A 21878-nucleotide genomic window follows, 5' to 3' on the forward strand; every position below is an offset into this window, starting at 1 on the left:
CTCGACACGCCAGAGCCCGCCGTCAGCCGGCGGGCCTTCTTTCCACTCAATAGCCCTGCGGCTTCGGCCACGGCATGGTGAACTGGTCGCCGCGGCGCACGAATTTGTAACGGTAGAAGTGGAACCACAGCGAGATCAGGAAATAGAAGATGGTCATCGCGATCAGCTGCGAGCCGAAGCCGAGGAAGATGGCGAAGAAGGTGACCACGCACAGGCAGAACAGCACGATGGCCGGCAGCGGATGGAAGGGGTGCGTGTAGCCGCGGCGGATGGAACCCAGCGGCCACTTCTTGCGGAACATCATGATGTTGATGCTCATGAAGGTGTATTGCAGCACGCCCGACAGGATCGAGAAGGTGATCGCCTGGTTGAGGTCGGCGATGAAGGCGAAGGCGAGCGCGATCGGCAGCAGGAACAGGATCGAGCGGTAGGGCGTGCGGTATCTCGGATGCACCGCCGAGAACCAGCTCGGCAGGTAGCGGTCGCGGCCGAGCGAGAACCAGGCACGGGCGGCATCGTTGATGCAGCCATTGGCCGAGGCAAGTGCTGCCAGCAGCGTCGCGATGAACAGCAGGTTCTCGAGCAGCGGGCTGCCGGTCAGCTTGCCGGCGTCCCAAAGCGGATAATAGGTGATGCCGAGATACTCCCACGGCATCATCGAGGCGCAGACATACCAGGTCATGGCGGCGGCGATCAGAAGCGTGATCATGCCGGCCATGGTGCCGTAGGGCAGCGAGCGCGCCGGAGAGCGCACTTCCTCGGCCGCCTGCGTGGTGCCCTCGATGCCGAGATAGTACCAGATGCCGAACTGGAAGGCGGCGATGACGCCGATCCAGCCATAGGGCAGCGCATTGCTGGGCGTCACCAGTTCGTTGAGCTTCAGCACGGCGCCTTGCGTCCACGGGCTCACCGAGAAGAACAGGATGACGATCGAGATGTAGGCAATCGCGGTGATGACAAAGTTGACGTTGAGCGTCATCAGCACGCCGCGATAGTTGAGCCATGCCAGCACCACGATGGTGGCGGCGATGAAGGAATTGTGCGTTAGGCCCTCGACGCCGGCCTTGGCGACGATCGTGTCGCCGAGCAGGATGGCGTCCGACACTTCCAGCATCGTGTAGGCGAAGACCAGGAACAGCGCGACGTTGAAGGCCATCAGCGGTCCGACGATGTGCTTGGCCTGCGCATACTGGCCGCCGGCGGCGGCGACGGTCGAGGTCACCTCGGAATCGATCATGGCGACCGAGGTGTAGAGCAGCCCGACGAGCCAGCAGACGATCAGCGCCGCCAGCGCGCCGCCCTTGTCGGCGGCGAAATTCCAGCCGGTGAATTCGCCGACCAGCACGATGCCGACGCCGAGCGCCCAGACATGGGCGGGGCCGAGCACCCGGAGCAGCGAGACCCTGTCGCCGTGGATGGTGGTGGTGTTGTCAAGCGCGACCGTCATCGATCAATCCCCACTCAGATCCGGTGCTTTTCGGAAACGGCTTCAAGCTCGCCTTCGCGCGAGGAGGTCAGCACCTCCTCGGAATAGGTCGTATCGACCTTGAACCAGTCGTAGAGCATCCAGAGCGCGAGCACGATCGAGATGCCCCAGCAGGCGTAAGACAGCGGTATCCACATGATCGTGTCCCCGGGGGGTTACTTGTCGTCGAACTTTTCGTTGATGACTTCGCGATATTCCCGGTCCGATGCGCGGAACAGGAACACGAAATAGCCGATCAGAACCGCCGCCATGATGATCAGCGTCGGCCAGTCGATCACATAGTGGAAGCGGTTCTGGATGATGTCGTGCGCGGTCTCGGGCGTGTAGCCGAGCTTCTCCCAGATCGACGCCATGGTCGCATTCTGGCCAAGCGCGTCCCAAGTCTTGGCGTCGAGCGGATCGATGGACTTCGCGGCTCCGGCGAGGCCGAGCTTCAACGGCAGCCAAAGCGCCACGAAAATGGCGACCACGACCACAGCGATATCGAGGATCTGGCCGGCCTTGCTCTGTTCCGGCGGCTTGTAGCGGGACATGCTGTCTACCCCTTGCGGTTGCGGAACGCGTCGGCGTTCTTGATGTCGAGCCCGTAGATGAAGTCCTTGTCTTCCTTGTAGTGGTTGACCATCGCCAGGATGGCGGCCGTGTTGAAGATCAGCACGGCGCCGGCGGCGACCGCGACGACCAGCTTGATGCCGGCGTGCGGAATGTATGGCCATGTCATGATGAGGACGAAGAGGATCGTCGCCCACAGGCAGATGATCAGGAGCGCGGATCCGCGCACGTCGGAACGGTACAGCGCTTCGATGCGCTGCTGCAGGTCGGACATCGGTTTTCCCCTTCTCTCGACGTCCGGTCCCGAATCGGCCGGGCGTCTCACTCTTTCAACAGAGTGAAATTTTTTTCATAAATTCCGACCGAATTCCGGAATTGTCAAGCCGCATTTCCGGGTTGTGAACCGTTCGTTCCATGTCAAGAAATTTGCCTGACAATGAAATTATTTGCTTCAAGGGGATTGCAGCGCTTCGTCGTTTGCGGTCAATATTCGATCAAAGCTCCGGCCATCGCGCCAAGGAGCAGGGAACAGCAATGACTTTCTGACGGAGGACGATCGGATGACGGCATCCTGGAGATTTTCGACCTTGGCGGACCGCCATCGCGCGCTCGGCTCGAAGCTCGAGGACTGGAGCGGCATGGGCACCGCCTGGACCTACGACAAGGATGCCGACGAGGAATATGTCGCCATCCGCACCAAGGCCGGCCTGATGGACGTCTCCGGCCTGAAGAAGGTTCACATCACCGGGCCGCACGCCGCGCACCTCATCGACCTCGCCACCACCCGCGACGTCGAGAAGATCTATCCCGGCAAGTCGGCCTATGCCTGCATGCTGAACGAGGCCGGCAAGTTCACCGACGACTGCATCATCTACCGCATCAGCCCCAACAGCTGGATGGTCGTGCACGGCTCCGGCACCGGCCATGAGGAGTTGCAACGCGCAGCGGCGGGCCGCGATGTCTCGCTGCGCTTCGACGACAACCTGCACGACCTGTCGCTGCAGGGGCCGACCGCTGTCGACTACCTGGCCAAGCACGTGCCGGGCATTCGCGACCTCAACTACTTCCACCACATGCAGACGCAGCTGTTCGGTTTCCCGGTGATGATCTCGCGCACCGGTTACACTGGCGAGCGCGGCTACGAGATCTTCTGCCGAGGCCAGGATGCCGGCACGATCTGGGACAGGATCCTCGACGAGGGGAAGGGCGTCGGCATCATCCCGTGCCGCTTCACCACGCTCGATATGCTGCGCGTCGAGAGCTACCTGCTGTTCTATCCCTATGACAATTCCCAAAAGTATCCGTTCGAGAGCGAAGGCCCCGGCGACACGCTGTGGGAACTCGGCCTCGACTTCACCGTCAGCCCCGGCAAGACCGGCTTCCGCGGCGCCGAGGAGCACTATCGCCTGAAGGGCAAGGAGCGCTTCAAGATCTACGGCGTCCTGCTCGACGGCAGGGAGCCGGCCGACGAGGGCGCGCCGGTCTATCGCGACGGCAGACAAGTCGGCGTCGTCACCTGCGCCATGTATTCGCCGCTGGTCGAGAAGTCGATGGGCATCGCCCGCCTCGACGTCGACTGCGCCGTCAAGGACACCAGGCTCGAGATTCGAAACAGGAGCGGCTCGATCAGGGCGACGGCGCAGCCGTTGCCGTTCGATGATCCCAAAAAGACCAAGCGCACCGCCAAGGGCTGAGGCATTATCAACGGGGAGGGGTTGAGAGCAATTCCAGGAAAAGTGTGAACGGTTTTCCGTCCGGAATTGCGTCAAAACAAGGAGATTGAGCGGTTCGCCGTTTCCGTGAAACGGTGAAACGCCCCAGGGCACGAAGGAAGTATGGCAGCCAAGACGATCATCAGCCGGCCCGTTTACGGAACCCTGTCTCCGCAGCCCGGCAAGCACCACCTTTTCGTGGCGGATGCCGAAGGCGCGCTCGCGATCATCGACATGGCCGGCAACGCGCCGGCCGGTTTCTTCGACGGCGCCGAGATCGTCTTCATTGCGGCTCCAGACGGCAACCACATCGCCGCTCTCGAAGCGCTGAAGCCGGCACAGCTCCATCTGCCGCCGTCCTTCGCCAGCTTGCTGCCGCGATTGAGGCAGACGCTGACCAACGCCCATATGGGCCTGCGCCTCTATCTTTCGGGCACCGAAGGGCTGATCGGCCAGGCCATGCAGGTGGCGCTCGAGGCCGGCATCGACCACACCTCCATGCAGACCGAGCATCGCGGCTCGCTGGCGCGCCGCATGCAGTGCGTGCACTGCAAGGGCATCACCGAGAACGTGACGACGCAGCCGGCGACCTGCGCGCATTGCGGCCTGCTGCTTCTGGTGCGCGACCACTATTCGCGGCGCCTCGCCGCCTTCCAGGGCGTCTGCATCAATGCCGAGGATCGCTCAGAGATTCCTCCAATGGAGGAGGTCTTCCGATGAGCACCGGCACCACCAAGCTCGACGTCGTCGTCAGCGATGTCGTCCCCGTCAACGACCTGGTCACCCGCTTCCATTTCCGCCGCCGCGACGGTGAACTCCTGCCGACCTTTTCAGGCGGCGCTCATGTCGTGGTCGAGATGCGCGACGGCGACCGCACCAGGCTCAACCCTTATTCGCTGATGGGCTCGCCGCTCAATACCAGCGAATACACGATCTCAGTGCGCCGCGACGATGTCGGCCGCGGCGGCTCGCTGTTCATGCACAGGTCGGTCAAGCCCGGCCTGGAGATGGTGATCAGCTATCCGGTCAACCTGTTCTCGCTCGACCTGAGAGCCAGGAAGCACCTGATGCTGGCCGGCGGCATCGGCATCACGCCGTTCATGGCGCAGACCGCGCAACTGGCGGGGTCGGGAGGCAATTTCGAGCTGCACTACACCTGCCGCACCGCTTCGCTCGGCACCTATGCCGATATACTGCAGCAGCGCTACGACCGCCGGGTGAAACTCTATCACGACGATCGCGACGAGCGCATCGATCTCGACCGTCTGCTTTCGACGCAGCCGCTCGGCACGCATCTCTATGTCTGCGGCCCGGCCGGCATGATCAACTGGGTGCGCGACCGCGCCGCCGCTCTCGGCTGGCCGTCGGAAACGGTGCATTTCGAGCATTTCGCGGCGCCGCAGCCCGGCGCGCCTTTCGATGTGGCACTGGCCGTCAGCGGCAAGACGATCCGCGTCGGCTCGCAGCAGAGCCTGCTCGAGGCGATCGAGGCCGCCGGCGTCGATCCGCCCTATCTCTGCCGCGGCGGCGTCTGCGGCCAGTGTGAGACCAATGTCATCTCTTCCGACGGCAAGTTCATCCACAACGACCACTGGCTGAGCGAGGAAGACCATCGCTCCGGCTGCAAGATCATGCCTTGCGTCTCGCGCTTCGAGGGCAAGTCGCTGGTCCTGGAAAGATAGGAGGCGAACTTGGGCATCACCTTTCGCAAGGAAACCTTCCGCGACGACTACACGTTCCGGAACAGCCCGGAGCACATCAGGCGCTTTCCGTTCCCGTTCAACGAAGACAGCTATATGTATGCCGTCAACATCGAGCCGCACGTCGTCGGCCCGAAGGGCAGCGTGCTGGAAAACCTGATCGACGTCGACGAGCATTATGTCGCCGAGATGCAGGACCGCGCTTTGGTGCTGGCTGAGGATCCGCTGCGCTGCCAGTCGCTGCCGCATATGACGCTGGCCGGCTGGGACCTGCTCGAGCTGCTGATGGAGCAGCAGGCGCTAGGCTATCCCGAGCATTTCACGCTGACCCGCGACGGTGACCGCTGGCGCTGGATCAACCGGCCGCTCGGTATCGACGACACCTTCACCTTCGGCGACACCTCGACGCTGCCCTATGGCCCGATGGAATACATCACCCGCCAGAGCCAGGGCGATTTCTGCATCCTCGACCAGCGCGACGGCAATCTGTGGATGGATGCCGGCATGGTCACCACCCAGGCCGACTGGTCGCTCGATTTCGACATCGGCATGAACTTCTTCGAGTGGCACGCGCCGGTGCCGCTGGCGCACGAGAAGGGCATCTTCATCCGTGCGCTGAAATTCCTCACCAACATCCAGCAGGGCAAGCCGGCGCGGCGGCTCAACTGGACGATGACCATCAATCCGCGCCTCGACACCAGCCCGGAGAACTACCACAAATGGGGTCCCGACCGGGCGACGGTGACGCCGGAGAATGTCGGCGACAAGGTGCATCTGCGCGTCGAGCTGCAGAGCTTCTGGCGGCTGCCGCGCTCGAACGGCATCGTCTTCCCGATCCGCTGCTACCTGATCCAGATGGACGAGCTGGTGACGCAGCCCAAATGGGCGCGTCGCCTGCACCGCGTCATCCGCGACCTGCCCGAGGAACTCGCCACCTACAAGGGCCTCACCCGCTACCGTCCGACGCTGGTCGAGTGGCTGTCGAAGCTGGACGATGGCAGCCCGACGAGCCCGGGTTTCGGGCCTGACTGAAGCTGTCGATCTCTCCCACGAGGGGGAGATTAGCCATTCACCCCGCGCTGCTTTGCGGATAGCAGATGATCGACAGGTACCGCATCGGTAGCCGCGTCAGCTGTTCGGGCCCATGCGGCGCGTCGGCGTCGAAGAACAGGCTGTCGCCGGGCTTCATCGGGTAGAGGTTGTTGCCGTGCCGGTACACCACCTCGCCCTCCAGCATATAGAGGAATTCCATGCCCGCATGCTGGAAGGTGGGGAACACGTCCGAATCCTCGGTCAGCGTGATCAGGTAGGGCTCGACGACGACGCCGCTGGTGTTGGAGCCGATATGGCCGAGCAGATTGTACTGATGGCCGGCGCGCGTGCCGCGGCGTTCGACATCGAGGCCTTCGCCGGCCTTGACGAAGACCGCGGCATGCTCCTCCTCGAAGCGGCGGAAGAAGGCGGTGACCGGCACGCCGAGCGCCCTCGACAGCGCCTGCAGCGTGGTCAGCGACGGCGAGGTGATGCCGTTCTCGATCTTCGACAGCATGCCGAGCGAAATGTCGGTGGCGACGGCGAGATCGGCGACCGTGATGCCGAGCTTCTTGCGGAATGCCCGCACCTCGCGCCCGATCGCCACTTCCAGCACCTTTTCGCGCGTGTCGCGAATGGCGTGCGGGTTTTGGGTCAGCGGCGTGCGGATCGTGCGCCCGTCGGCCGACACGGCCTTCGGCGAAGGCTTGCTCTTGGCGGCGCCGGCGCCGTGCTTGAGATCGGAAGCCTTCTTGGCCATGTCGCCCCCTGCATTCTGCGGAATTATTTCACTCAAGGTGAACATATTCGTTGCCGGTACACGAGCGCAATCGTCGCAACAAGCCATCCACGGCCGATTTCTGCGTTTCCCGCTCACAGCCCGCCGGCGGTTTTTCACCGGAAGTTGCCCACGCGGAACGCGCTTTCGCCAGAAGGACCGTTGACAGCACGAGAGGTGCGATTACTGTTACTGACAGTGAAATTTGTTTCGCTGGGGAAATGAGAACGGGAGACCCGCCATGAACAGTCGCGTTGCCGTCATCGGAGCCGGGCCGTCCGGTCTGGCACAGCTTCGAGCCTTCAAGTCAGCCGCCGACAAGGGCGCCGAGATTCCGGAAGTCGTCTGCTTCGAGAAGCAGTCCGACTGGGGCGGGCTGTGGAACTACACCTGGCGCACCGGCCTCGACGAGCATGGCGACCCGGTGCACGGCTCGATGTACCGCTATCTCTGGTCGAACGGGCCGAAGGAGTGCCTCGAATTCGCCGACTACACATTCGAAGAACATTTCGGCCGGCCGATCGCCTCCTATCCGCCGCGCGCCGTTTTGTGGGACTACATCAAGGGCCGTGTCGAGAAATCAGGCGTGCGCAAATGGGTGCGTTTCAACACGCCGGTGCGCATGGTCACCTATTCGGACGCAACGAAGAAATTCACCGTCACCGCGCATGACCGCAGCAACGACGTCACCTATTCGGAAGAGTTCGACAATGTCGTCGTCGCCTCCGGCCATTTCTCCGTGCCCAACGTGCCGTTCTTCGAGGGCTTCGCCACCTTCAACGGCCGCATCCTGCACAGCCACGACTTCCGCGACGCCATGGAATTCAAGGGCAAGGACATATTGATCATCGGCCGTTCCTATTCGGCCGAGGACATCGGTTCGCAGTGCTACAAATACGGCGCCAAATCGATCACCTCCAGCTACCGCTCGAAGCCGATGGGCTTCAAATGGCCGGAGAACTGGAAGGAGGTGCCGCTGCTGCAGAAGGTCGTCGGCAAGACGGCGCATTTCAAGGACGGCACCACCAAGGATGTCGATGCCATCATCCTGTGCACCGGCTATCTGCATTCCTTCCCCTTCCTCACCGACGACCTCAAGCTCAAGACCGCCAACCGCATGTGGCCGCTCGACCTCTATGAAGGCGTGGTGTGGGAAAAGAACCCGAAGCTGTTCTATATCGGCATGCAGGACCAGTTCTATACCTTCAACATGTTCGACGCGCAGGCCTGGTATGCGCGCGACGTCATCATGGGCCGCATCAAGCTGCCTTCGGCCGAGGCAATGGCCGAGCACGGCGCCAAGTGGCGCGCACGCGAGGAGACACTGGAAGACGCCGAGCAGATGATCTGGTTCCAGGGCGACTACACCAAGGAGCTGATGGACCAGACCGACTATCCGGGCTTCGACGTCGAGGCGGTCAACCACACCTTCATGGAGTGGGAGCATCACAAGGTGGAGGACATCATGGGCTTCCGCGACCACGCCTATCGCTCGCTGATGACCGGCACCATGGCGCCGCTGCACCATACGCCCTGGCTGCAGGCGCTGGACGACTCGATGGAGAGCTATCTCGAGGTGAAGGGCGTCGCGGCGGAATAGCGCCTGCGCAACCAGGCGCGCTTGCCGTCAGGCCGGCACGGCGACCCAGCCGTGCCGGCGCTTGTCGAAAACCGACCGCGTCGGCGCCGGAAAGGATGGGTCGGCGAAACAGCCGACGGCAACGGCGACCGCGGCCGGCCGTCGCGACGGATACCAGAACACCGTCGAACCGCACGTCTCGCAGAAGTGGAAGGCGATCGAAAATCCGCTATCGGAATTGCGCTCGAATGACCGCGACGATCCGGTGACGTCGGTCGCGGCGGCATCGAAGAAGGCCGCGATCCCGAACGGGCTGCCGGTCCGCCGCTGACAGTCCAGGCAATGGCAAAGCGAAACGATGTCGGGCTCTTGCGGGCAGCGGATCTGCAATTGGCCGCAGGCGCAGCTGGCCGTCCGGCTGGTCATGGTCCTGTCTCCTTTGGGTGGTTTCGGCGCTTGGGGCTTTACCCCAGCCTAGCCCTGGCTTTCGCTGTCCAGGCATTGAACAGCCGGTCGGCGACGATGCCGATGAAGGCGATGGCCAGCCCCGCGACGATGCCGCGGCCGGAATCGGCCTTGGACAGCGCGATGAACACCTCCTGGCCGAGATCGCGGGTACCGACCATGGCGCAGATGATGATCATCGCCAAGGCCATCAGGATCGTCTGGTTGACGCCGAGCATGATCTCGGGCAGCGCCAGCGGCAGCTGCACGCGGAAGAAGGTCTGGCGCGGCGTGCAGCCCGAAACCTTCGCCGCCTCGATCAGCGCCGGCGGCACCTGGCGGATGCCGTGGTTGGTGTAGCGGATCGCCGGCACGACGGCGAAGGCGATCGTCGCGATCATCGCGGTGACGTCGCCGACGCGGAACAGCATCACCACCGGGATGATGAAGCAGAAGGACGGCAGCACCTGCAGCGTGTCGATGATCGGCGTGACGATCTTCTCGAAGCGGTCGCTGCGCGAGGCGGCAAGGCCGATCGGAATGCCGATCAGGCAGGAGATGAAGGCCGAGATGCCGCAGAGATAGACCGTCGCCATGGTCTTTTCCCACAAGCCCGTCACCGCGCAGAAGGCGGTCAGTGCCGCGACCAGCGCGGCAAGCCGCGCGCCGCCGAGCTGGTAGCCGGCAAGGCCGAGCAGGAACACGGCGCCCAGCCACGGGAAGCCTTCGCAGAAGGCGCGCACCGGATTGAGCACGTTGAGGATCAGCGCCACGCGGAAGGCCTCGATCGTGTCGAAGAAATTGATCGTCACCCAGTTCACCGCCGCTTTCCACAAAGGCGCCGTCGTGAAGGTGATCGCCTTCGGCACCGCCGCGAAGGCGGGCACGAACAGGCTGAGCAGCGTGGTGGCGGCAAGGATGGCGACGGCCAGCGTCAGGTTGGGATAGCGCCGCCAGAAATTCGGGCTAGCCGCCTGGTGCGTCTGACCCATCGCGTCGTTGTGGGCGATCGCCTGGCTCAGCCGGTCGAGCGCGATGGCCAAGGCGACGATGGCGAGGCCGGCCTCCATCGCTTCGCCGACCTTCAGCGCCCTCAGCGCCAGGAGCACGTCGTAGCCGAGGCCGCCAGCGCCGATCATCGAGGCGATGATGACCATGTTGAGGGCCAGCATGATGACCTGGTTGACGCCGACCATCAGCGTCGGCCGCGCCGAGGGCAGAAGCACGCGCCACAGTTTCTGCCTGGCCGTGCAGCCGGCCATCTCGCTGAACTCGTCGATCTCGGACGGCACGCGCTGCAGGCCGAGCATCGTCGCCCTGACCATCGGCGGCGTGGCGAAGATGGCGGTGGCGATCATCGCCGACACCGGGCTGTTGCCGAACAGGAGCAGCATCGGGATCAGATAGGCGAAGGTCGGAATGGTCTGCATCAGATCGAGGGCAGGGGAGACGACGAGCCTTTCGGCCCAGGGCTTGCGCCAGCCCCAGATGCCGACGAACAGGCCGGTGACGATGCAGAACGGCACCGCGATCGAGATCAGCGCCAGCGTCAGCATGGCGCTGGTCCATTGCCCGAACAGCGCGACATAGGCAAAGCAGCCGCCGACCAGCACACCCAACTTCCAGCCGCCGGCGGCGCGGCCGGCGAGGAACGCCGCAACGCAGACGCCGAGCCAGGACAGGCGCGGCAGGGTGAAGGCATCCGCGCCATGGCCGATCTTGAAGTTCTTGGCCAGAAGATCGAGCGCGAAGTCGAGCGGCACGCCAAGCACCGCCGTGATCGAGCGCGTCAGCCAGGAGAAGTTCGTCTTTATCCACTTCATAAGCCCGCCTATCCAGTCGGCGACCGGAATGACGGCGTCGGCCGGATAATTGACCGCCCAGGGCACTTTGTCCTCGAGCAGGAACACGACCAGCACAGCGGCAAGCGCTAGCGCCCAGATCGCCAGCCAGCGCTGGACCGGCGGTCTGGTTTCGCTGGCGCTCGCCGTTACCGTCATGCGCCGGCTCCGCTGCGCTCGATGCCGGCGAGCAGGTCGATCACCGCTTGCGGCGTCACCTCGCCGATCGGCTTGCCGCTGCCGTTGACGACGGCGAATGGCTTGCCGGCGGCGACGATACCGGCCGAGAAGCTGGCGATCTTCGCCTCCGGCGAGACCGTGCCGCCATGCTCGGCGCCGCCGCAAGCGCGCATCAGGCTCCTCGCCGAGATCACCTTGGCGCGGTCGACGTCGCGGGTGAACTCGGCGACATAGTCGGTCGCCGGATTGACCACCAGTTCTTCCGGTGTGCCGGTCTGGATGACCTCGCCATCCTTCATGATGGCGATGCGGTCGGCGAGCCGGATCGCCTCGTCGAAATCATGGGTGATGAAGACGATGGTCTTGTGCAGCATCGTCTGCAGCCGCATCAATTCGTCCTGCATCTCGCGGCGGATCAGCGGATCGAGCGCCGAGAACGGCTCGTCGAGGAACCAGATCTCCGGCTTGGTGGCAAGGCTGCGCGCGATGCCGACGCGCTGCTGCTGGCCGCCGGAAAGTTCGCGCGGATAGAAATGCTCGCGCCCGCGCAGGCCGACGAGCTCGATCACCTCGCGGGCGCGGTCCTCTCGCGTCGCCCGGTCCTGTCCCTGGATGCTCAAGGGAAAGGCGATATTGTCGAGCACGTTGAGATGCGGCAGCAGCGCGAAATTCTGGAACACCATGCCCATGCGGTGACGCCTGAGCTCGATCAGCGCCGCATCAGAAATCTTGAGCAGGTCCTTGCCTTCGAATTCGACCTTGCCGTGGCTTGGTTCGACCAGCCGCGACATGCAGCGCACCAGCGTCGACTTGCCTGAGCCGGACAGCCCCATGATGATGAAGATCTCGCCCTGGCGGATCTCGAGGTCGACGGCGCGCACCGCGCCGACCAGTCCCGCCGCCGCGATGTCGGTGGGGCTCGCCTTGCCGGCGCGCTCGCGGATGAAGCTCGCGGCATTGGCGCCGAACAGCTTCCAGACATTGCGGCAGGCAAGCTTTATCGGGCGCGCATCCCTGGGCGCGCCGGCGGCCTGCAGTTCAGTCGCGTCGCTCATGCATTCGTCCTTCTGGAACGGGCAGTAGAGACCCGGCCATTCCCGGCCGGGTCTCGCAATTTCCAGTCGGAACGGTCACTGCGCCCAGGCCTTCCAGTCGGCCTCGTGGGCAGCGATCCAGGCGGCGGCGACCTCTTCCGGCGTCTTGCCGTTGAGGTCGATGTCGCCGCTCATCTTGTTGAGCTCGTCGGTGTCGATCGTATAGGCCTTGGCCACCTTGTAGGCGACCGGCCATTTCTCCTTCATGCCGCCCCACGCATATTTCCAGATTTCGCCATGCGGCTTGCCGCAGTCATATTTGGCGTCGGGGTTGGTGCCCCATTTGGGGTCGGTGTAGCACTCCGGCGTGTATTCGGGGAATTCGACCCACTCGCCCTTGTACTTGGCCGGCGCCCAGTGCGGCGAATAGATCCACAGCATGATCGGCGCCTTGCGCTGATAGGCGGAATCGAGCTCGGCGAACATCGCCGCGTCGGTGCCGGCATGGATGACAGTGAAGGGCAGTTTCAGTGCCTCGACGCGCTCGTCGTCAAAGCCCTCCCAGGTCACCGGGCCGCCGAGGTAGCGGCCCTTCGGCGTTGTCTCGGCCGTCGAGAAGGCCTCGGCGCATTTCGGGTCCTTCAGCGCTTCCCAGTTGGGCAGGCCCGGGCACTTTTCCTTCATGTATTCAGGGAACCACCATTCCTCCTTGGCTTTCGGTCCGAGCTTGCCCAGCCGCTCCGTCTGTCCGGTGGCGTCGGAAGCCTTCATGGCTTCTCCGGCGGTCGTGTCCCAGAATTCGAGGCCGACATCGAGGTCGCCATTGGTGAGGCCGGTCGTCAGGCTGGAGAGGTAGTCTGCGGTCGGATATTCGACCGTGTAGCCGAGCTTTTCGAGGATGCCGCCAAGAATCTTGGCGTTGAGGTTGACGCTGGTCCAGTCGAACAGGGCGATCTTGATCGGATCGCTGGATTCAGGCGCGGCGGCTTGCGCTGCCGGCGTCAGTGCGCTTGCCAGGGCAAGCGTTAGGGCTCCCATTGATGCTGTCGAAATCATGCTCCGAAGTGACATGCTTGTTCTCCTGTCAAGCTCTAGAGGATTATCGGTCGTTCCCTTCTTCTGGTCTTTTTATGATTGTGTTGGAAAAGCGGGTCGCTGCGCAAGCGCCCATCCGGCACTGAAGCCGGCGCGAAAGGGTGAGATGATGCCAGGATGAAGGTGCCGGTGCGGAGCGAGGCCGCGTCATGGCCGCCCGTCGATGGCTGCCGGGGCAGTCATCCGCGGTTCGATCGCCGCCAGCGCGGCGCTCTTGAGCATGCGAGCCATCAGGGTCCCATGATCGAGGCCTGGCGCGCCATGCGGCGAGCCGAAGCCGTTTCATAGGATGAAATTATATATACCAAGGTTCATGTCGCGCAACGCACAAACGCACTGAGCGGTGCGCAATCCGACAGCCTCAGGACATGATCAGGCCGCCATCGACATTGATGGTCTGGCCGGTGATGTAGGCCGCATCGTTGCTGGCGAGGAAGCTGACCAACCCGGAGACGTCCTCGCCGCTGCCGGCACGGCCCATCGGGATGTTCTTCACCCACTCCGCCGTCAGCTCGCCCGGCTTGTAGTCGCCGAGCAGCTTGCCCCAGGCGGTGTCGTTATAGGCCCACATGTCGGTGTCGATGATGCCGGGGCAGATGGCGTTGACGGTGATCTTCTCCTTGGCCACTTCCTTGGCAAGGCTCTGGGTGATGCCGACGACGCCGAATTTCGAGGCCGCATAGTGCGGCGTGTAGATGAAACCCTGCCGCGCCTGGCCCGAAGCGGTATTGATCAGCCGGCCGCCCTCGCCATGCTTGCGCATGCGCCCGATCGCTTCCTGGCAGCACAGGAACACGCCCTTGGTGTTCACCGCCAGCACCTTGTCCCACTCGGCCTCGGTCATCGCTTCGATCCTGGCGATGGTGATGACGCCGGCGTTCTGCACCGAGATGTCGACGCGGCCGAATTCCTTTTCGGCGAGGTCGTAGAGCGCCGCGACCTCGTCCTTCCTGGTGACGTCCATGCGCATCGAGGCAACCTTCGCCCCCGCCGCCTTGAGGCCTGCCGCGACCTCGTCGACGCGCGGATCGATGGCGCTGACCACGACCGCGGCGCCCTCCGCCGCGAAGCGTTTCGCCATCGCCGCGCCGATGCCGCCGCTGGCGCCCGTGACGACCGCCGTCTTTCCTTCAAAGCGCTTCTGCATCTTCTCTCCTACCAGCAGACGAAGCCGCCATCGACGATGAGGTCGATGCCGGTGACGAAACTCGAGGCGCGGGCCGCCAGGAACACGGTCGGTCCGACCATCTCTTCCGGCGTCGCCATGCGGCCCATCGGCGTGTCGCGCTTGAAGATTTTTATCTGCTCGGCCACCTCCGGCCGCTTGTTCATCGGCGTCAGCGTGTAGCCGGGGCTGACGACGTTGACGCGCAGGCCGCGGTCGGCCCACTCCATGGCGAGGCTTTTCGACATGTGGATCACGGCCGCCTTCGAGGAGTTGTAGTGCGCCTGCGTCAGCCCGCGATTGACGATCGAGCCCGACATCGAGGCGATGTTGATGATCGAGCCCCTGCGGCGCGGCAGCATGACGCGCGCCTCGGCCTGGCACGACAGGAACACGCCGCTGACATTGACGTCGTAGATCTTCTGCCATTTCTCCAGCGGCAGCGTTTCGGCGGGTTCGGCGCCGGCGATGCCGGCATTGTTGACGGCGATGGTCAGCGCGCCGAGTTCTTTCTCCAGGCGCTCGATCGCCGCCGACAGGTCGCTCTCGGAGGTCACCGAGCCAGTCAGCACCAGTGCCTTGCGACCGAGCGCGGATATCTTCTGCGCGGTCTCTTCCAGCCCGCCCTTCGAGCTGTGGCCGAAGCAGGCGATATCGGCGCCGGCTTCCGCGAGGCCGATGGCGATCGCCTGGCCGATGCCGCTGCCGGCGCCCGTCACCAGCGCAACGTCGCCACTGAGATCGAATAGTTTGGTCATTGGTTCCCTCCTGCCGGCTCTCGCGAAATCAAAGGGCGCCAACACTTTGTTGGCGCCCCGCGCGGTCCGGTGCCTGGGAGGCTATCACCTGCTGCGCCAAGTTTCGATTCCCCGGGTTCCTCACGTCGATCTCAGCTTGTCGCTAGCTCCATCACCGCGACATTGCTGGCTTCGCCGCGCTCGAGGATGCCGCGCTGGCGGCCGCGGCTCAGCACCAGCACGCGGTGCGAGAGCCCCAGCACCTCCTCGAGATCCGAGCTCACCACCACCACCGCCATGCCGGAGCGGGCGAGGTCGGCGATGACGTCGTAGATCGCGGCGCGGGCTCCAACGTCGATGCCGCGCGTCGGCTCGTCGAGGATGAACACCTTGGGTGGCCGTGACACCCATTTGGCGATGATCACCTTCTGCTGGTTGCCACCGGAAAGTTTCGAGACCGCCTGGTTGGGCTTGCCCTTGACGCCGAGCCGGGAGATGCCGGCCTCGGCGAATTTCTGCACTGCCCTGGGAAACACCCAGCCCTTCGGCGCGACATGGTCGAAATTGCCGAATGCCAGGTTCTCGCCGATCGTCTGCTCCAGCACCACGCCTTGCGCCTTGCGGTCTTCCGGCACCAGCACGACGCCGGCCCTGATCGCGGCGGCCGGGCCGTTGAGATGCACCGGCTTGCCGGCGACGCGCACCGCACCGGAAGAGATCGGGTCGGCGCCGGCGATCGCCCGCACCAGCTCCGTGCGCCCGGCGCCGATCAGCCCGGCGATGCCGAGGATCTCGCCTGATTTCACCGAGAAGCTGACGGCGTTGAAGCTCTTGTCCGGCGACGACAGGTTCTCGACCTCGAGCAGCGTTTCGTCGCGCGGCGGCGACTGCTTGGGGAACATGCGCTCGACGCTGCGCCCGACCATCTGCTCGACCACGGTGCGCACCGGGATGTCGGCGCGCTCGTGCCGGGCGACGATGCGGCCGTCGCGCATCACCACCACGCGGTCGGCGATCTGCGCGATCTCGTCGAGGCGATGGCTGATATAGATGAAGGACATGCCCTCGGCCTTGAGCTTGCGGATCTGCTGGAAGAGCAGCTCCGTCTCCTCGCCGCCGAGCGCCGCGGTCGGCTCGTCGAGGATCAGGAGCTCGGCGTTGAGCGTCAGCGCCTTGGCGATCTCGACCTGCTGCTGGGCGGCAATGCGCAACGTGCGCACCTTGCGCTCCGGCGAGACGTCGAGGCCGAGGCGCTTCAACTGCGCTGAGGCTTTGGCATTCATGGTCGCGCGATCGATGCGGCCGCCGCGCATCGGCAGGCGCCCGACATAGACGTTCTCCGCCACCGACAGGTCCGGCAGCAGCTTCAATTCCTGATGGATCATGCCGACGCCGGCCTCGATGGCCGCGGCCGGATTGGCGGGGGAATAGGGCTTCCCCCGCCAGATGATGGTGCCGGCATCGGGCTTGGTCGAGCCGGCGATGATGTTGGAGACGGTCGATTTGCCGGCGCCGTTCTCGCCGAGCAGCGCCACGACCTCGCCCGGCCGCACCTCGAAGCTCGCATCGGCCAGGACCTGCACCGGTCCGTAGCTCTTGCAGAGCCCGTTGACGAAGAGCCCGTGATGCGGGCTTTCGCTGTGGCGAGGGTCGGAGGACATCGCGGCGCTGTCTCGGGTGCCTTACGGATGCTTTTCGATGAACTGCGCGACATTGTCCTTGGTGGTCAGCGTCGCTTCCTGCAGCTGCTCGGCAGGGATCTTCTCGCTGGCCACCAGCTTGATCGCCGCGTCGACTGCGAGCCGGCCCATGCCCTGGGTCTGCTGCGTGGCGGTGACGTCGAACACGCCGTCCTTCAAGGCCTTCAGCGCCGCGACGTCGCCGTCGAAGCCGGCAACCCAGACCTTGTGGCCGGGATTGGCGACCTTGACCGCCTGTGCCGCGCCCAGCGCCAGCGCGTCGGCCTGGCCGAAGATGATCGACACGTCGGGATGCGACTGCAGCAGATCCTGCGTCAGCTTGAAGCCTTCGTCCTGGTGCCAGCCTTCGCTCCACAGCTCGCCGACCACCTTGATGTCGGGATAGGCCTTGAGCGCCTCGCCGCAGCCCTTCGAGCGGTCGACTTCCGGTGTCGTGCCCTTCTGGCCATGGATGATGATCATCTCGCCCTTGCCGCCGGCCTGCTTGGCGATGTAGTCGCAAACGCCCTGGGCCGAGGCGACGCTGTTGGTGGCAATGAAGGTGTCGCCCGGCGCGCCGTCGGCGTTGCGGTCGACATTGACCACTGGGATGCCGGCGGCCTTCGCCGTCTTGGTCGGCACGGTGGCGGCGGTGGCGCCGGCCGGGATGTAGATCAGCGCGTCGATGTTCTGCGTGATCAGGTCCTGCACCTGGCTGACCTGGGTCGCCGAATCGCCCTTGGCGTCGACGGTGACCACATCGATGCCCTTCTCCTTGGCGTAGGCTTCGACCGACTGCTTGATCTGGTTGAAGAAGTCGGCCTGCAGGTTGGCGACGGCCAGCCCGAGCTTCTTGGCGTCCTTGGCCGAGGCCGCGTCGGACAGGCCAAGCAGCGGGACGATGGCCGCGGCGGCGAGCAAGAGTGAACGTTTGGTCAGCATGTTTTTCCTCCGTTGATATTCAGTATGTTCCGCCCGCGCACCACGGCGCCCCTTGGCCGAACGTTCCCAGTCTCGGATCGACCGATCCGTCCATCGCCCGGAGATCCGGGCGAATTCTCATTGCGCCCGGCTCCTCACTGCGATCTGCGGCGCCAGGTGTCGGTGGCGACGGCAAGCGCGATCACCACGCCGATCACCACCTGCTGGATGAAGGGAGAGACGCCGAGCAGGTTGAGGCCGTTGCGCAGCACGCCGATGATCAGCACGCCGACCGCGGTGCCGCCGATCGAACCGACGCCGCCCGAAAGGCTGGCGCCGCCGATGACCACCGCCGCGATCGTGTCGAGCTCGTAGCCGAGGCCGGAGCTCGGCTGCACGGAATCGAGACGGGCGGCGAGCACGATGCCGGCCAGACCGGCAAGCACGCCGCAGATCGCATAGACCCAGTTGGTCAGCGATTTGACCGGAATGCCGGACAGCCGCGCGACCTCGGCGCTGCCGCCGATCGCATAGAGGCTGCGGCCGGTGGCGCGGTAGTTGAGGAAGATGGCGAAGACGATCGCCAGCACGATCATCAGCCCGACGGTGACCGACAGGAAGCCGAAATGGCGGACGATCGACAGGTTGGTGAACCAGTCGGGGAAGCCGACGATCTGCGAGCCGTCGGTGATCATGTTGGCGAGGCCGCGCGCCACCGACATCATGGCGAGCGTCGCGATGAAGGGCGGCAGCTTGGTCATCGTCACCAGCAGCCCCGAGACGAGCCCGCAGAGGCCGGCGACGACGAGCGCCGCCACGACGCCCGCCGGCACGCCGAGATTGAGATAGTCGGGGTGGGCGATATAGCCCATCACCATGGCGGCCAGCGCCAGCACCGAGCCGACCGAAAGGTCGATGCCGCCGATCAGGATGACCAGCGTCATGCCGATCGCCATGATGCCGAGCACGGTGATCTGGTCGAGCACGTTGAGGATGTTGCGCACCGTCAGGAAGGTGTCGGTTGTCAGCGTCAGCGCCAGGCACAGAAGCGCGAGCCCGATCAGCGGCCCCATGGTTCCGGCGAACAGCGCCGAAAACTTCGTGCCCGTCGCGCCCTGCGCGCCGGCCGCGGCCTTCAGCTCGCTTGCATCATTGCTCACAGCCACCTTGTCTCCTCCGTCCGCGAACCGGCGATGCGCTGCCGTCCGCTCTTGTTCACCAGGCATCCTCCCTTGTGAACAATTTATCTTTGATATGCAATTTTGTTCAGCTAATCTGTTCATCAGAAAATTGTCAAGTGCCGCGGACGCATTCGGCGGCGGTTTGCGCCACCCGGCGGATTGGCCTAGGGAAGGCCAAGGGAGATGCGGAGGGGCACGAGGATGGCGGTGATCGAGAACGAGAAGGCCTCGCGCTTCCCGGATGCCGAGCTCAAGGCCCGCGCCGCCTGGCACTATTATGTCGAGGGCCTGACCCAGGAGCGCATCTCCGAGATCCTCGGCATCGGCCGCATCAAGGTGCATCGCATCCTCTCTGCCGCCCGTGAGGAAGGCGTGGTCCAGTTCCGTATCCGCGACAGCGTCGTCGAATGCGTGCAGCTCGAGGAAAGCCTGAAGCAGCGTTTTGGCTTGAGCCAGGCGGTGGTCGTGCCTTCAGCCGCCGACAGGACCAACGCGCCGCTGATGATCGGCCATGCCGCGGCAACCTATCTGGCCGACAACGTCAATCCCGGCGATGTCATCGCGCTGGGCTGGGGCCGAACGCTGAAGTTCGCCATCAACGAACTGCCCCGACGGCCAATCGCCAGGACCACGGTGGTTTCGATGCTCGGCGGTCTTACCCATGCGCAGCCGCTCAACCCGACCGAGAGCGCCTGGGAGTTCGCCGAGAAGATCGGCGCCGAATGCTATCTGCTGCCGGTGCCGGTCTATGCCGACAGGCCGGAGCAGCGCGATGCCTTCATGAGCCAGCGCAGCGTCCAGGACGTTGTCTTCCGCGCCCGGCGCGCCAACATCGCCGTGCTCAGCGTCGGCGCCTTCTCGGGCAATAGCCCGATCGCCAATTACGGCTTCATCAAGCCGAGCGAGCTCGAGGAATTGCAGGCGGCCGGCGCCGTCGGCGACATCCTCTGCTACTTCATCGACGCCGAGGGACGCCCCGTCGACCATGAGGTCAACCGCCGCGTCTGCGCCTATCCGCTGCAGGATCTCTCCGATATTCCGTCGATCATCCTGGTTTCGGGAGGACAGGACAAGGTGGCCGTCATGCGCGCCGCGCTTGCCAACACCAGGGTCTCGGTGCTGATCACCGACGAGGACGCGGCCAAGGGCCTGCTCAGTCGCTAGTCCAGCCGGCTAGAAAGTCACAGACCTTGGGGCGCCTCTCGTAAGACCAGTCTTTCAGCAGCACGGGCTTGAAATTTCCCTTGATCGGCCTGCTTTCTTCCAGGTCCTTGGAGACGGTGCCCTTGCCGGTGAGGTAGTTGATGTCGCAGTCGCCCTGGATCGTATCGACGGTGTCATCGGACGTCCGGTTCCCCCAGTCCCAGCTGCGGCTGTAGCCGCCGACCATGAATTGGCCGTGGCGATAGACGACGGTCAGCGTCTCTTCGGTCGATTTGCTGGCGCCGCAGCCGAAGCAGGAGGTGATCGCCAGCGATCCCTTGCCCTTGGCTTCGAGATCGATGATGCGGTCCTCGGTCAGCGCTTTCCTGACGAAGTCGGGTTTTCGCGAAGGACCGGGCTTTTCCGCTCCTGTCCCCAGATAGACGTAGAGCTCGGCTGGACCATCGTCCTGCATCACCACGGCCCGGTCCATCGTGCCGTCCTGGTCGATGTCGAGCGAAAGCTCGAACGCGGGTTTGTCGCCGGCAAGCGCCGGCACGGGCATTGCCGCCAGCGCAACAAGCCAGGCCGCATGATGAAGGGCTGTCGTCATGAGCAATCGTCCGCCGCGCGCCGGGAGCGTATCACCAGCAGGGCAAGACGCAATATGCGTCGGTTCACACAGATTTCATGCCGCGCCCAGCCGCGCGTGGATGTCGCGCGTCGCATGATAGAGGTCGCGGTAGATTGCCTTGCGCGCGCGATAGACCGGCACCAGCGCCTCGACCGGATCGACCTGTCTTGCCGGTGGCGCGGCCATCGCCTTGGCGGCGTCCTCCGGCGAACCGAACCATCCGATCGCCGAGGCCGCCAGCATGGCGGCACCGAGTGCGGCCGCCTCGTTGACCGGCGAAATGGAGAGCGGCCGTTCCAGCACGCTCGCCATGATCCGCATCAGCAACGTCGAATTGGTGCCGCCGCCGGCAGCGATCGTCGCCTCTGCCTTGCCGGTCTGCGCCTCCATCGCATCGGTGGCGATCGCCTGCTCGAAGGCGATGCCTTCCAGCACCGCGCGGAAGAGATGTCTTGGCTCATGGTCGAGCGACAGGCCGACAATGGCGCCGCGCGCAGCACCATCCCAGTACGGGCTCATGACCCCGGCCCAGTACGGCATGACCAGCAGGCCGTCGCTGCCTGCGGGCACCTCCATCGCGGCCTTCTCCAGGATGGCGGCGGAGGGTGCACCGGTGGTGCGCACGATCCAGTCGACCAGCTGCATGCCCGAGCGCAGCACCGTCTCCAGCATGAAGCCGGAGCCGGTCGGTGAGACCAGCGTGCGGAACGCGTCCGATGTCGTGACCGTGCCGGAATAACTGCCGCTGACGACGCCCGAGCCCAGCGAGAGATAGCTCTTGCCGGGACCATGGACGCCCATGCCGAGGCCCATCGCCTGGCCGTCGCCGGCGCCGGCGATGATGGGCGTGCCGGCCTTCAGCCCCGTTGCCGATGCGATGATTTCGGAAAGCCCGCCGCAGGTTTCTCCCGGCCCGACCAGCTCCGGCAGATGCTCCGGCCGCAACCCGGCGGCCTCGACCAGGCGGGGCTGCCAGGTACCGGTC

Annotated in this window: 22 protein-coding genes; 6 read left to right on the forward strand and 16 right to left on the reverse strand. The window is 64.6% G+C overall.

Features of this window, described 5'->3' with window-relative positions; translation table 11 throughout:
- Window positions 1-46 precede the first annotated feature (46 nt).
- Genes EN738_RS04075 through EN738_RS04090 form a run of 4 tightly spaced genes read right to left on the reverse strand, consistent with a single transcriptional unit; the run spans window position 47 to window position 2312 of the window.
- The gene (locus EN738_RS04075) at window positions 47-1447 is read right to left on the reverse strand and encodes an amino acid permease (protein WP_127282579.1); all 1401 of its coding nucleotides are present in this window, start codon (window positions 1445-1447) and stop codon (window positions 47-49) included.
- Window positions 1448-1461: 14 nt separating this feature from the next.
- Window positions 1462-1623, reverse strand: coding sequence for a hypothetical protein (locus EN738_RS04080; protein ID WP_127282580.1), 162 nt, complete (start codon window positions 1621-1623; stop codon window positions 1462-1464).
- An 18-nt stretch (window positions 1624-1641) separates the two neighbouring features.
- Window positions 1642-2019: a hypothetical protein gene (locus EN738_RS04085; protein ID WP_127282581.1), complete on the reverse strand. Its 378-nt coding sequence runs from the start codon at window positions 2017-2019 to the stop codon at window positions 1642-1644.
- A gap of 5 nt (window positions 2020-2024) precedes the next feature.
- Entirely contained in the window at window positions 2025-2312 is a 288-nt protein-coding gene (locus EN738_RS04090) for a hypothetical protein (RefSeq protein WP_127282582.1), read from the reverse strand.
- 286 nt (window positions 2313-2598) lie between these two features.
- Between EN738_RS04090 and EN738_RS04095 the strand changes: the two genes are divergently transcribed.
- From EN738_RS04095 to EN738_RS04110, 4 genes are all read left to right on the forward strand, one after another.
- The gene (locus EN738_RS04095; RefSeq protein WP_127282583.1) at window positions 2599-3732 is read left to right on the forward strand and encodes an aminomethyltransferase family protein; all 1134 of its coding nucleotides are present in this window, start codon (window positions 2599-2601) and stop codon (window positions 3730-3732) included.
- A 141-nt stretch (window positions 3733-3873) separates the two neighbouring features.
- On the forward strand, window positions 3874-4470 hold the full coding sequence (locus EN738_RS04100; RefSeq protein ID WP_127282584.1) for a dimethylamine monooxygenase subunit DmmA family protein: 597 nt from the start codon (window positions 3874-3876) through the stop codon (window positions 4468-4470).
- Window positions 4467-5432 carry a PDR/VanB family oxidoreductase gene (locus tag EN738_RS04105; RefSeq protein ID WP_127282585.1) on the forward strand — a complete coding sequence of 322 codons (966 nt, stop codon included), beginning with the start codon at window positions 4467-4469 and terminating at the stop codon, window positions 5430-5432. The genes EN738_RS04100 and EN738_RS04105 overlap by 4 nt, the downstream gene beginning before the upstream one ends.
- A 9-nt stretch (window positions 5433-5441) precedes the next feature.
- A complete protein-coding gene (locus EN738_RS04110; protein WP_127282586.1) occupies window positions 5442-6482 on the forward strand; it encodes a DUF3445 domain-containing protein in 1041 nt (346 codons plus the stop codon).
- Between the two features lie 37 nt (window positions 6483-6519).
- Here EN738_RS04110 and EN738_RS04115 read toward each other — a convergent pair whose 3' ends face one another.
- On the reverse strand, window positions 6520-7242 hold the full coding sequence (locus tag EN738_RS04115; protein ID WP_127282587.1) for an XRE family transcriptional regulator: 723 nt from the start codon (window positions 7240-7242) through the stop codon (window positions 6520-6522).
- 259 nt (window positions 7243-7501) lie between these two features.
- Here EN738_RS04115 and EN738_RS04120 point away from each other — a divergent pair, with 259 nt between their 5' ends.
- Window positions 7502-8860, forward strand: a complete 1359-nt coding sequence (locus tag EN738_RS04120; RefSeq protein WP_127282588.1) for an NAD(P)/FAD-dependent oxidoreductase — start codon at window positions 7502-7504, stop codon at window positions 8858-8860.
- 27 nt (window positions 8861-8887) lie between these two features.
- Here the strand turns inward: EN738_RS04120 and EN738_RS04125 are convergent, their stop codons facing one another.
- The 9 genes from EN738_RS04125 to EN738_RS04165 all read right to left on the reverse strand — a co-directional run bounded on the left by EN738_RS04125 (window position 8888) and on the right by EN738_RS04165 (window position 19101).
- Entirely contained in the window at window positions 8888-9265 is a 378-nt protein-coding gene (locus EN738_RS04125; protein ID WP_127282589.1) for a GFA family protein, read from the reverse strand.
- A gap of 38 nt (window positions 9266-9303) precedes the next feature.
- Complete coding sequence (locus tag EN738_RS04130) at window positions 9304-11283, reverse strand: ABC transporter permease subunit (protein ID WP_127282590.1); 1980 nt, start codon at window positions 11281-11283, stop codon at window positions 9304-9306.
- Complete coding sequence (locus EN738_RS04135; RefSeq protein ID WP_127282591.1) at window positions 11280-12359, reverse strand: glycine betaine/L-proline ABC transporter ATP-binding protein; 1080 nt, start codon at window positions 12357-12359, stop codon at window positions 11280-11282. The genes EN738_RS04130 and EN738_RS04135 overlap by 4 nt, the downstream gene beginning before the upstream one ends.
- A 75-nt stretch (window positions 12360-12434) precedes the next feature.
- Window positions 12435-13409, reverse strand: a complete 975-nt coding sequence (locus EN738_RS04140) for an ABC transporter substrate-binding protein (protein ID WP_127282592.1) — start codon at window positions 13407-13409, stop codon at window positions 12435-12437.
- A gap of 385 nt (window positions 13410-13794) precedes the next feature.
- Entirely contained in the window at window positions 13795-14580 is a 786-nt protein-coding gene (locus EN738_RS04145) for an SDR family oxidoreductase (RefSeq protein ID WP_127282593.1), read from the reverse strand.
- A gap of 8 nt (window positions 14581-14588) precedes the next feature.
- The gene (locus EN738_RS04150; RefSeq protein ID WP_127282594.1) at window positions 14589-15356 is read right to left on the reverse strand and encodes an SDR family oxidoreductase; all 768 of its coding nucleotides are present in this window, start codon (window positions 15354-15356) and stop codon (window positions 14589-14591) included.
- 131 nt (window positions 15357-15487) lie between these two features.
- Window positions 15488-16996 (reverse strand): sugar ABC transporter ATP-binding protein, encoded by a 1509-nt coding sequence (locus tag EN738_RS04155; RefSeq protein ID WP_127282595.1) that lies wholly within the window; start codon window positions 16994-16996, stop codon window positions 15488-15490.
- Window positions 16997-17017: 21 nt separating this feature from the next.
- Window positions 17018-17956: a sugar ABC transporter substrate-binding protein gene (locus EN738_RS04160; protein WP_127282596.1), complete on the reverse strand. Its 939-nt coding sequence runs from the start codon at window positions 17954-17956 to the stop codon at window positions 17018-17020.
- A gap of 134 nt (window positions 17957-18090) precedes the next feature.
- Window positions 18091-19101 carry an ABC transporter permease gene (locus tag EN738_RS04165; protein ID WP_187331217.1) on the reverse strand — a complete coding sequence of 337 codons (1011 nt, stop codon included), beginning with the start codon at window positions 19099-19101 and terminating at the stop codon, window positions 18091-18093.
- A gap of 216 nt (window positions 19102-19317) precedes the next feature.
- Between EN738_RS04165 and EN738_RS04170 the strand changes: the two genes are divergently transcribed.
- The gene (locus EN738_RS04170) at window positions 19318-20280 is read left to right on the forward strand and encodes a sugar-binding transcriptional regulator (RefSeq protein ID WP_127282597.1); all 963 of its coding nucleotides are present in this window, start codon (window positions 19318-19320) and stop codon (window positions 20278-20280) included.
- On the opposite strand, the gene EN738_RS04175 is transcribed toward EN738_RS04170, so the two are convergent.
- A complete protein-coding gene (locus tag EN738_RS04175; protein WP_127282598.1) occupies window positions 20270-20872 on the reverse strand; it encodes a hypothetical protein in 603 nt (200 codons plus the stop codon). The two genes, EN738_RS04170 and EN738_RS04175, sit on opposite strands and share 11 nt — an antisense overlap.
- A 75-nt stretch (window positions 20873-20947) precedes the next feature.
- Window positions 20948-21878, reverse strand: a 931-nt coding sequence (locus EN738_RS04180) for an FGGY-family carbohydrate kinase (RefSeq protein ID WP_245494358.1), incomplete at its 5' end; no start/stop codon positions are given.

The organism is Mesorhizobium sp. M4B.F.Ca.ET.017.02.2.1 (genome assembly GCF_003998955.1).
Taxonomy (GTDB): Bacteria; Pseudomonadota; Alphaproteobacteria; order Rhizobiales; family Rhizobiaceae; genus Mesorhizobium; species Mesorhizobium abyssinicae.

What these genes read in the sequence shown, in the direction of transcription:
- EN738_RS04075 (WP_127282579.1), bottom strand. Translation starts at nt 1,447, where the DNA reads ATGACGGTCGCGCTTGACAACACCACCACCATCCACGGCGACAGGGTC.
- EN738_RS04080 (WP_127282580.1), bottom strand. Translation starts at nt 1,623, where the DNA reads ATGTGGATACCGCTGTCTTACGCCTGCTGGGGCATCTCGATCGTGCTC.
- EN738_RS04085 (WP_127282581.1), bottom strand. Translation starts at nt 2,019, where the DNA reads ATGTCCCGCTACAAGCCGCCGGAACAGAGCAAGGCCGGCCAGATCCTC.
- EN738_RS04090 (WP_127282582.1), bottom strand. Translation starts at nt 2,312, where the DNA reads ATGTCCGACCTGCAGCAGCGCATCGAAGCGCTGTACCGTTCCGACGTG.
- EN738_RS04095 (WP_127282583.1), top strand. Translation starts at nt 2,599, where the DNA reads ATGACGGCATCCTGGAGATTTTCGACCTTGGCGGACCGCCATCGCGCG.
- EN738_RS04100 (WP_127282584.1), top strand. Translation starts at nt 3,874, where the DNA reads ATGGCAGCCAAGACGATCATCAGCCGGCCCGTTTACGGAACCCTGTCT.
- EN738_RS04105 (WP_127282585.1), top strand. Translation starts at nt 4,467, where the DNA reads ATGAGCACCGGCACCACCAAGCTCGACGTCGTCGTCAGCGATGTCGTC.
- EN738_RS04115 (WP_127282587.1), bottom strand. Translation starts at nt 7,242, where the DNA reads ATGGCCAAGAAGGCTTCCGATCTCAAGCACGGCGCCGGCGCCGCCAAG.
- EN738_RS04120 (WP_127282588.1), top strand. Translation starts at nt 7,502, where the DNA reads ATGAACAGTCGCGTTGCCGTCATCGGAGCCGGGCCGTCCGGTCTGGCA.
- EN738_RS04125 (WP_127282589.1), bottom strand. Translation starts at nt 9,265, where the DNA reads ATGACCAGCCGGACGGCCAGCTGCGCCTGCGGCCAATTGCAGATCCGC.
- EN738_RS04130 (WP_127282590.1), bottom strand. Translation starts at nt 11,283, where the DNA reads ATGACGGTAACGGCGAGCGCCAGCGAAACCAGACCGCCGGTCCAGCGC.
- EN738_RS04135 (WP_127282591.1), bottom strand. Translation starts at nt 12,359, where the DNA reads ATGAGCGACGCGACTGAACTGCAGGCCGCCGGCGCGCCCAGGGATGCG.
- EN738_RS04140 (WP_127282592.1), bottom strand. Translation starts at nt 13,409, where the DNA reads ATGTCACTTCGGAGCATGATTTCGACAGCATCAATGGGAGCCCTAACG.
- EN738_RS04145 (WP_127282593.1), bottom strand. Translation starts at nt 14,580, where the DNA reads ATGCAGAAGCGCTTTGAAGGAAAGACGGCGGTCGTCACGGGCGCCAGC.
- EN738_RS04150 (WP_127282594.1), bottom strand. Translation starts at nt 15,356, where the DNA reads ATGACCAAACTATTCGATCTCAGTGGCGACGTTGCGCTGGTGACGGGC.
- EN738_RS04155 (WP_127282595.1), bottom strand. Translation starts at nt 16,996, where the DNA reads ATGTCCTCCGACCCTCGCCACAGCGAAAGCCCGCATCACGGGCTCTTC.
- EN738_RS04160 (WP_127282596.1), bottom strand. Translation starts at nt 17,956, where the DNA reads ATGCTGACCAAACGTTCACTCTTGCTCGCCGCCGCGGCCATCGTCCCG.
- EN738_RS04170 (WP_127282597.1), top strand. Translation starts at nt 19,318, where the DNA reads ATGGCGGTGATCGAGAACGAGAAGGCCTCGCGCTTCCCGGATGCCGAG.
- EN738_RS04175 (WP_127282598.1), bottom strand. Translation starts at nt 20,872, where the DNA reads ATGACGACAGCCCTTCATCATGCGGCCTGGCTTGTTGCGCTGGCGGCA.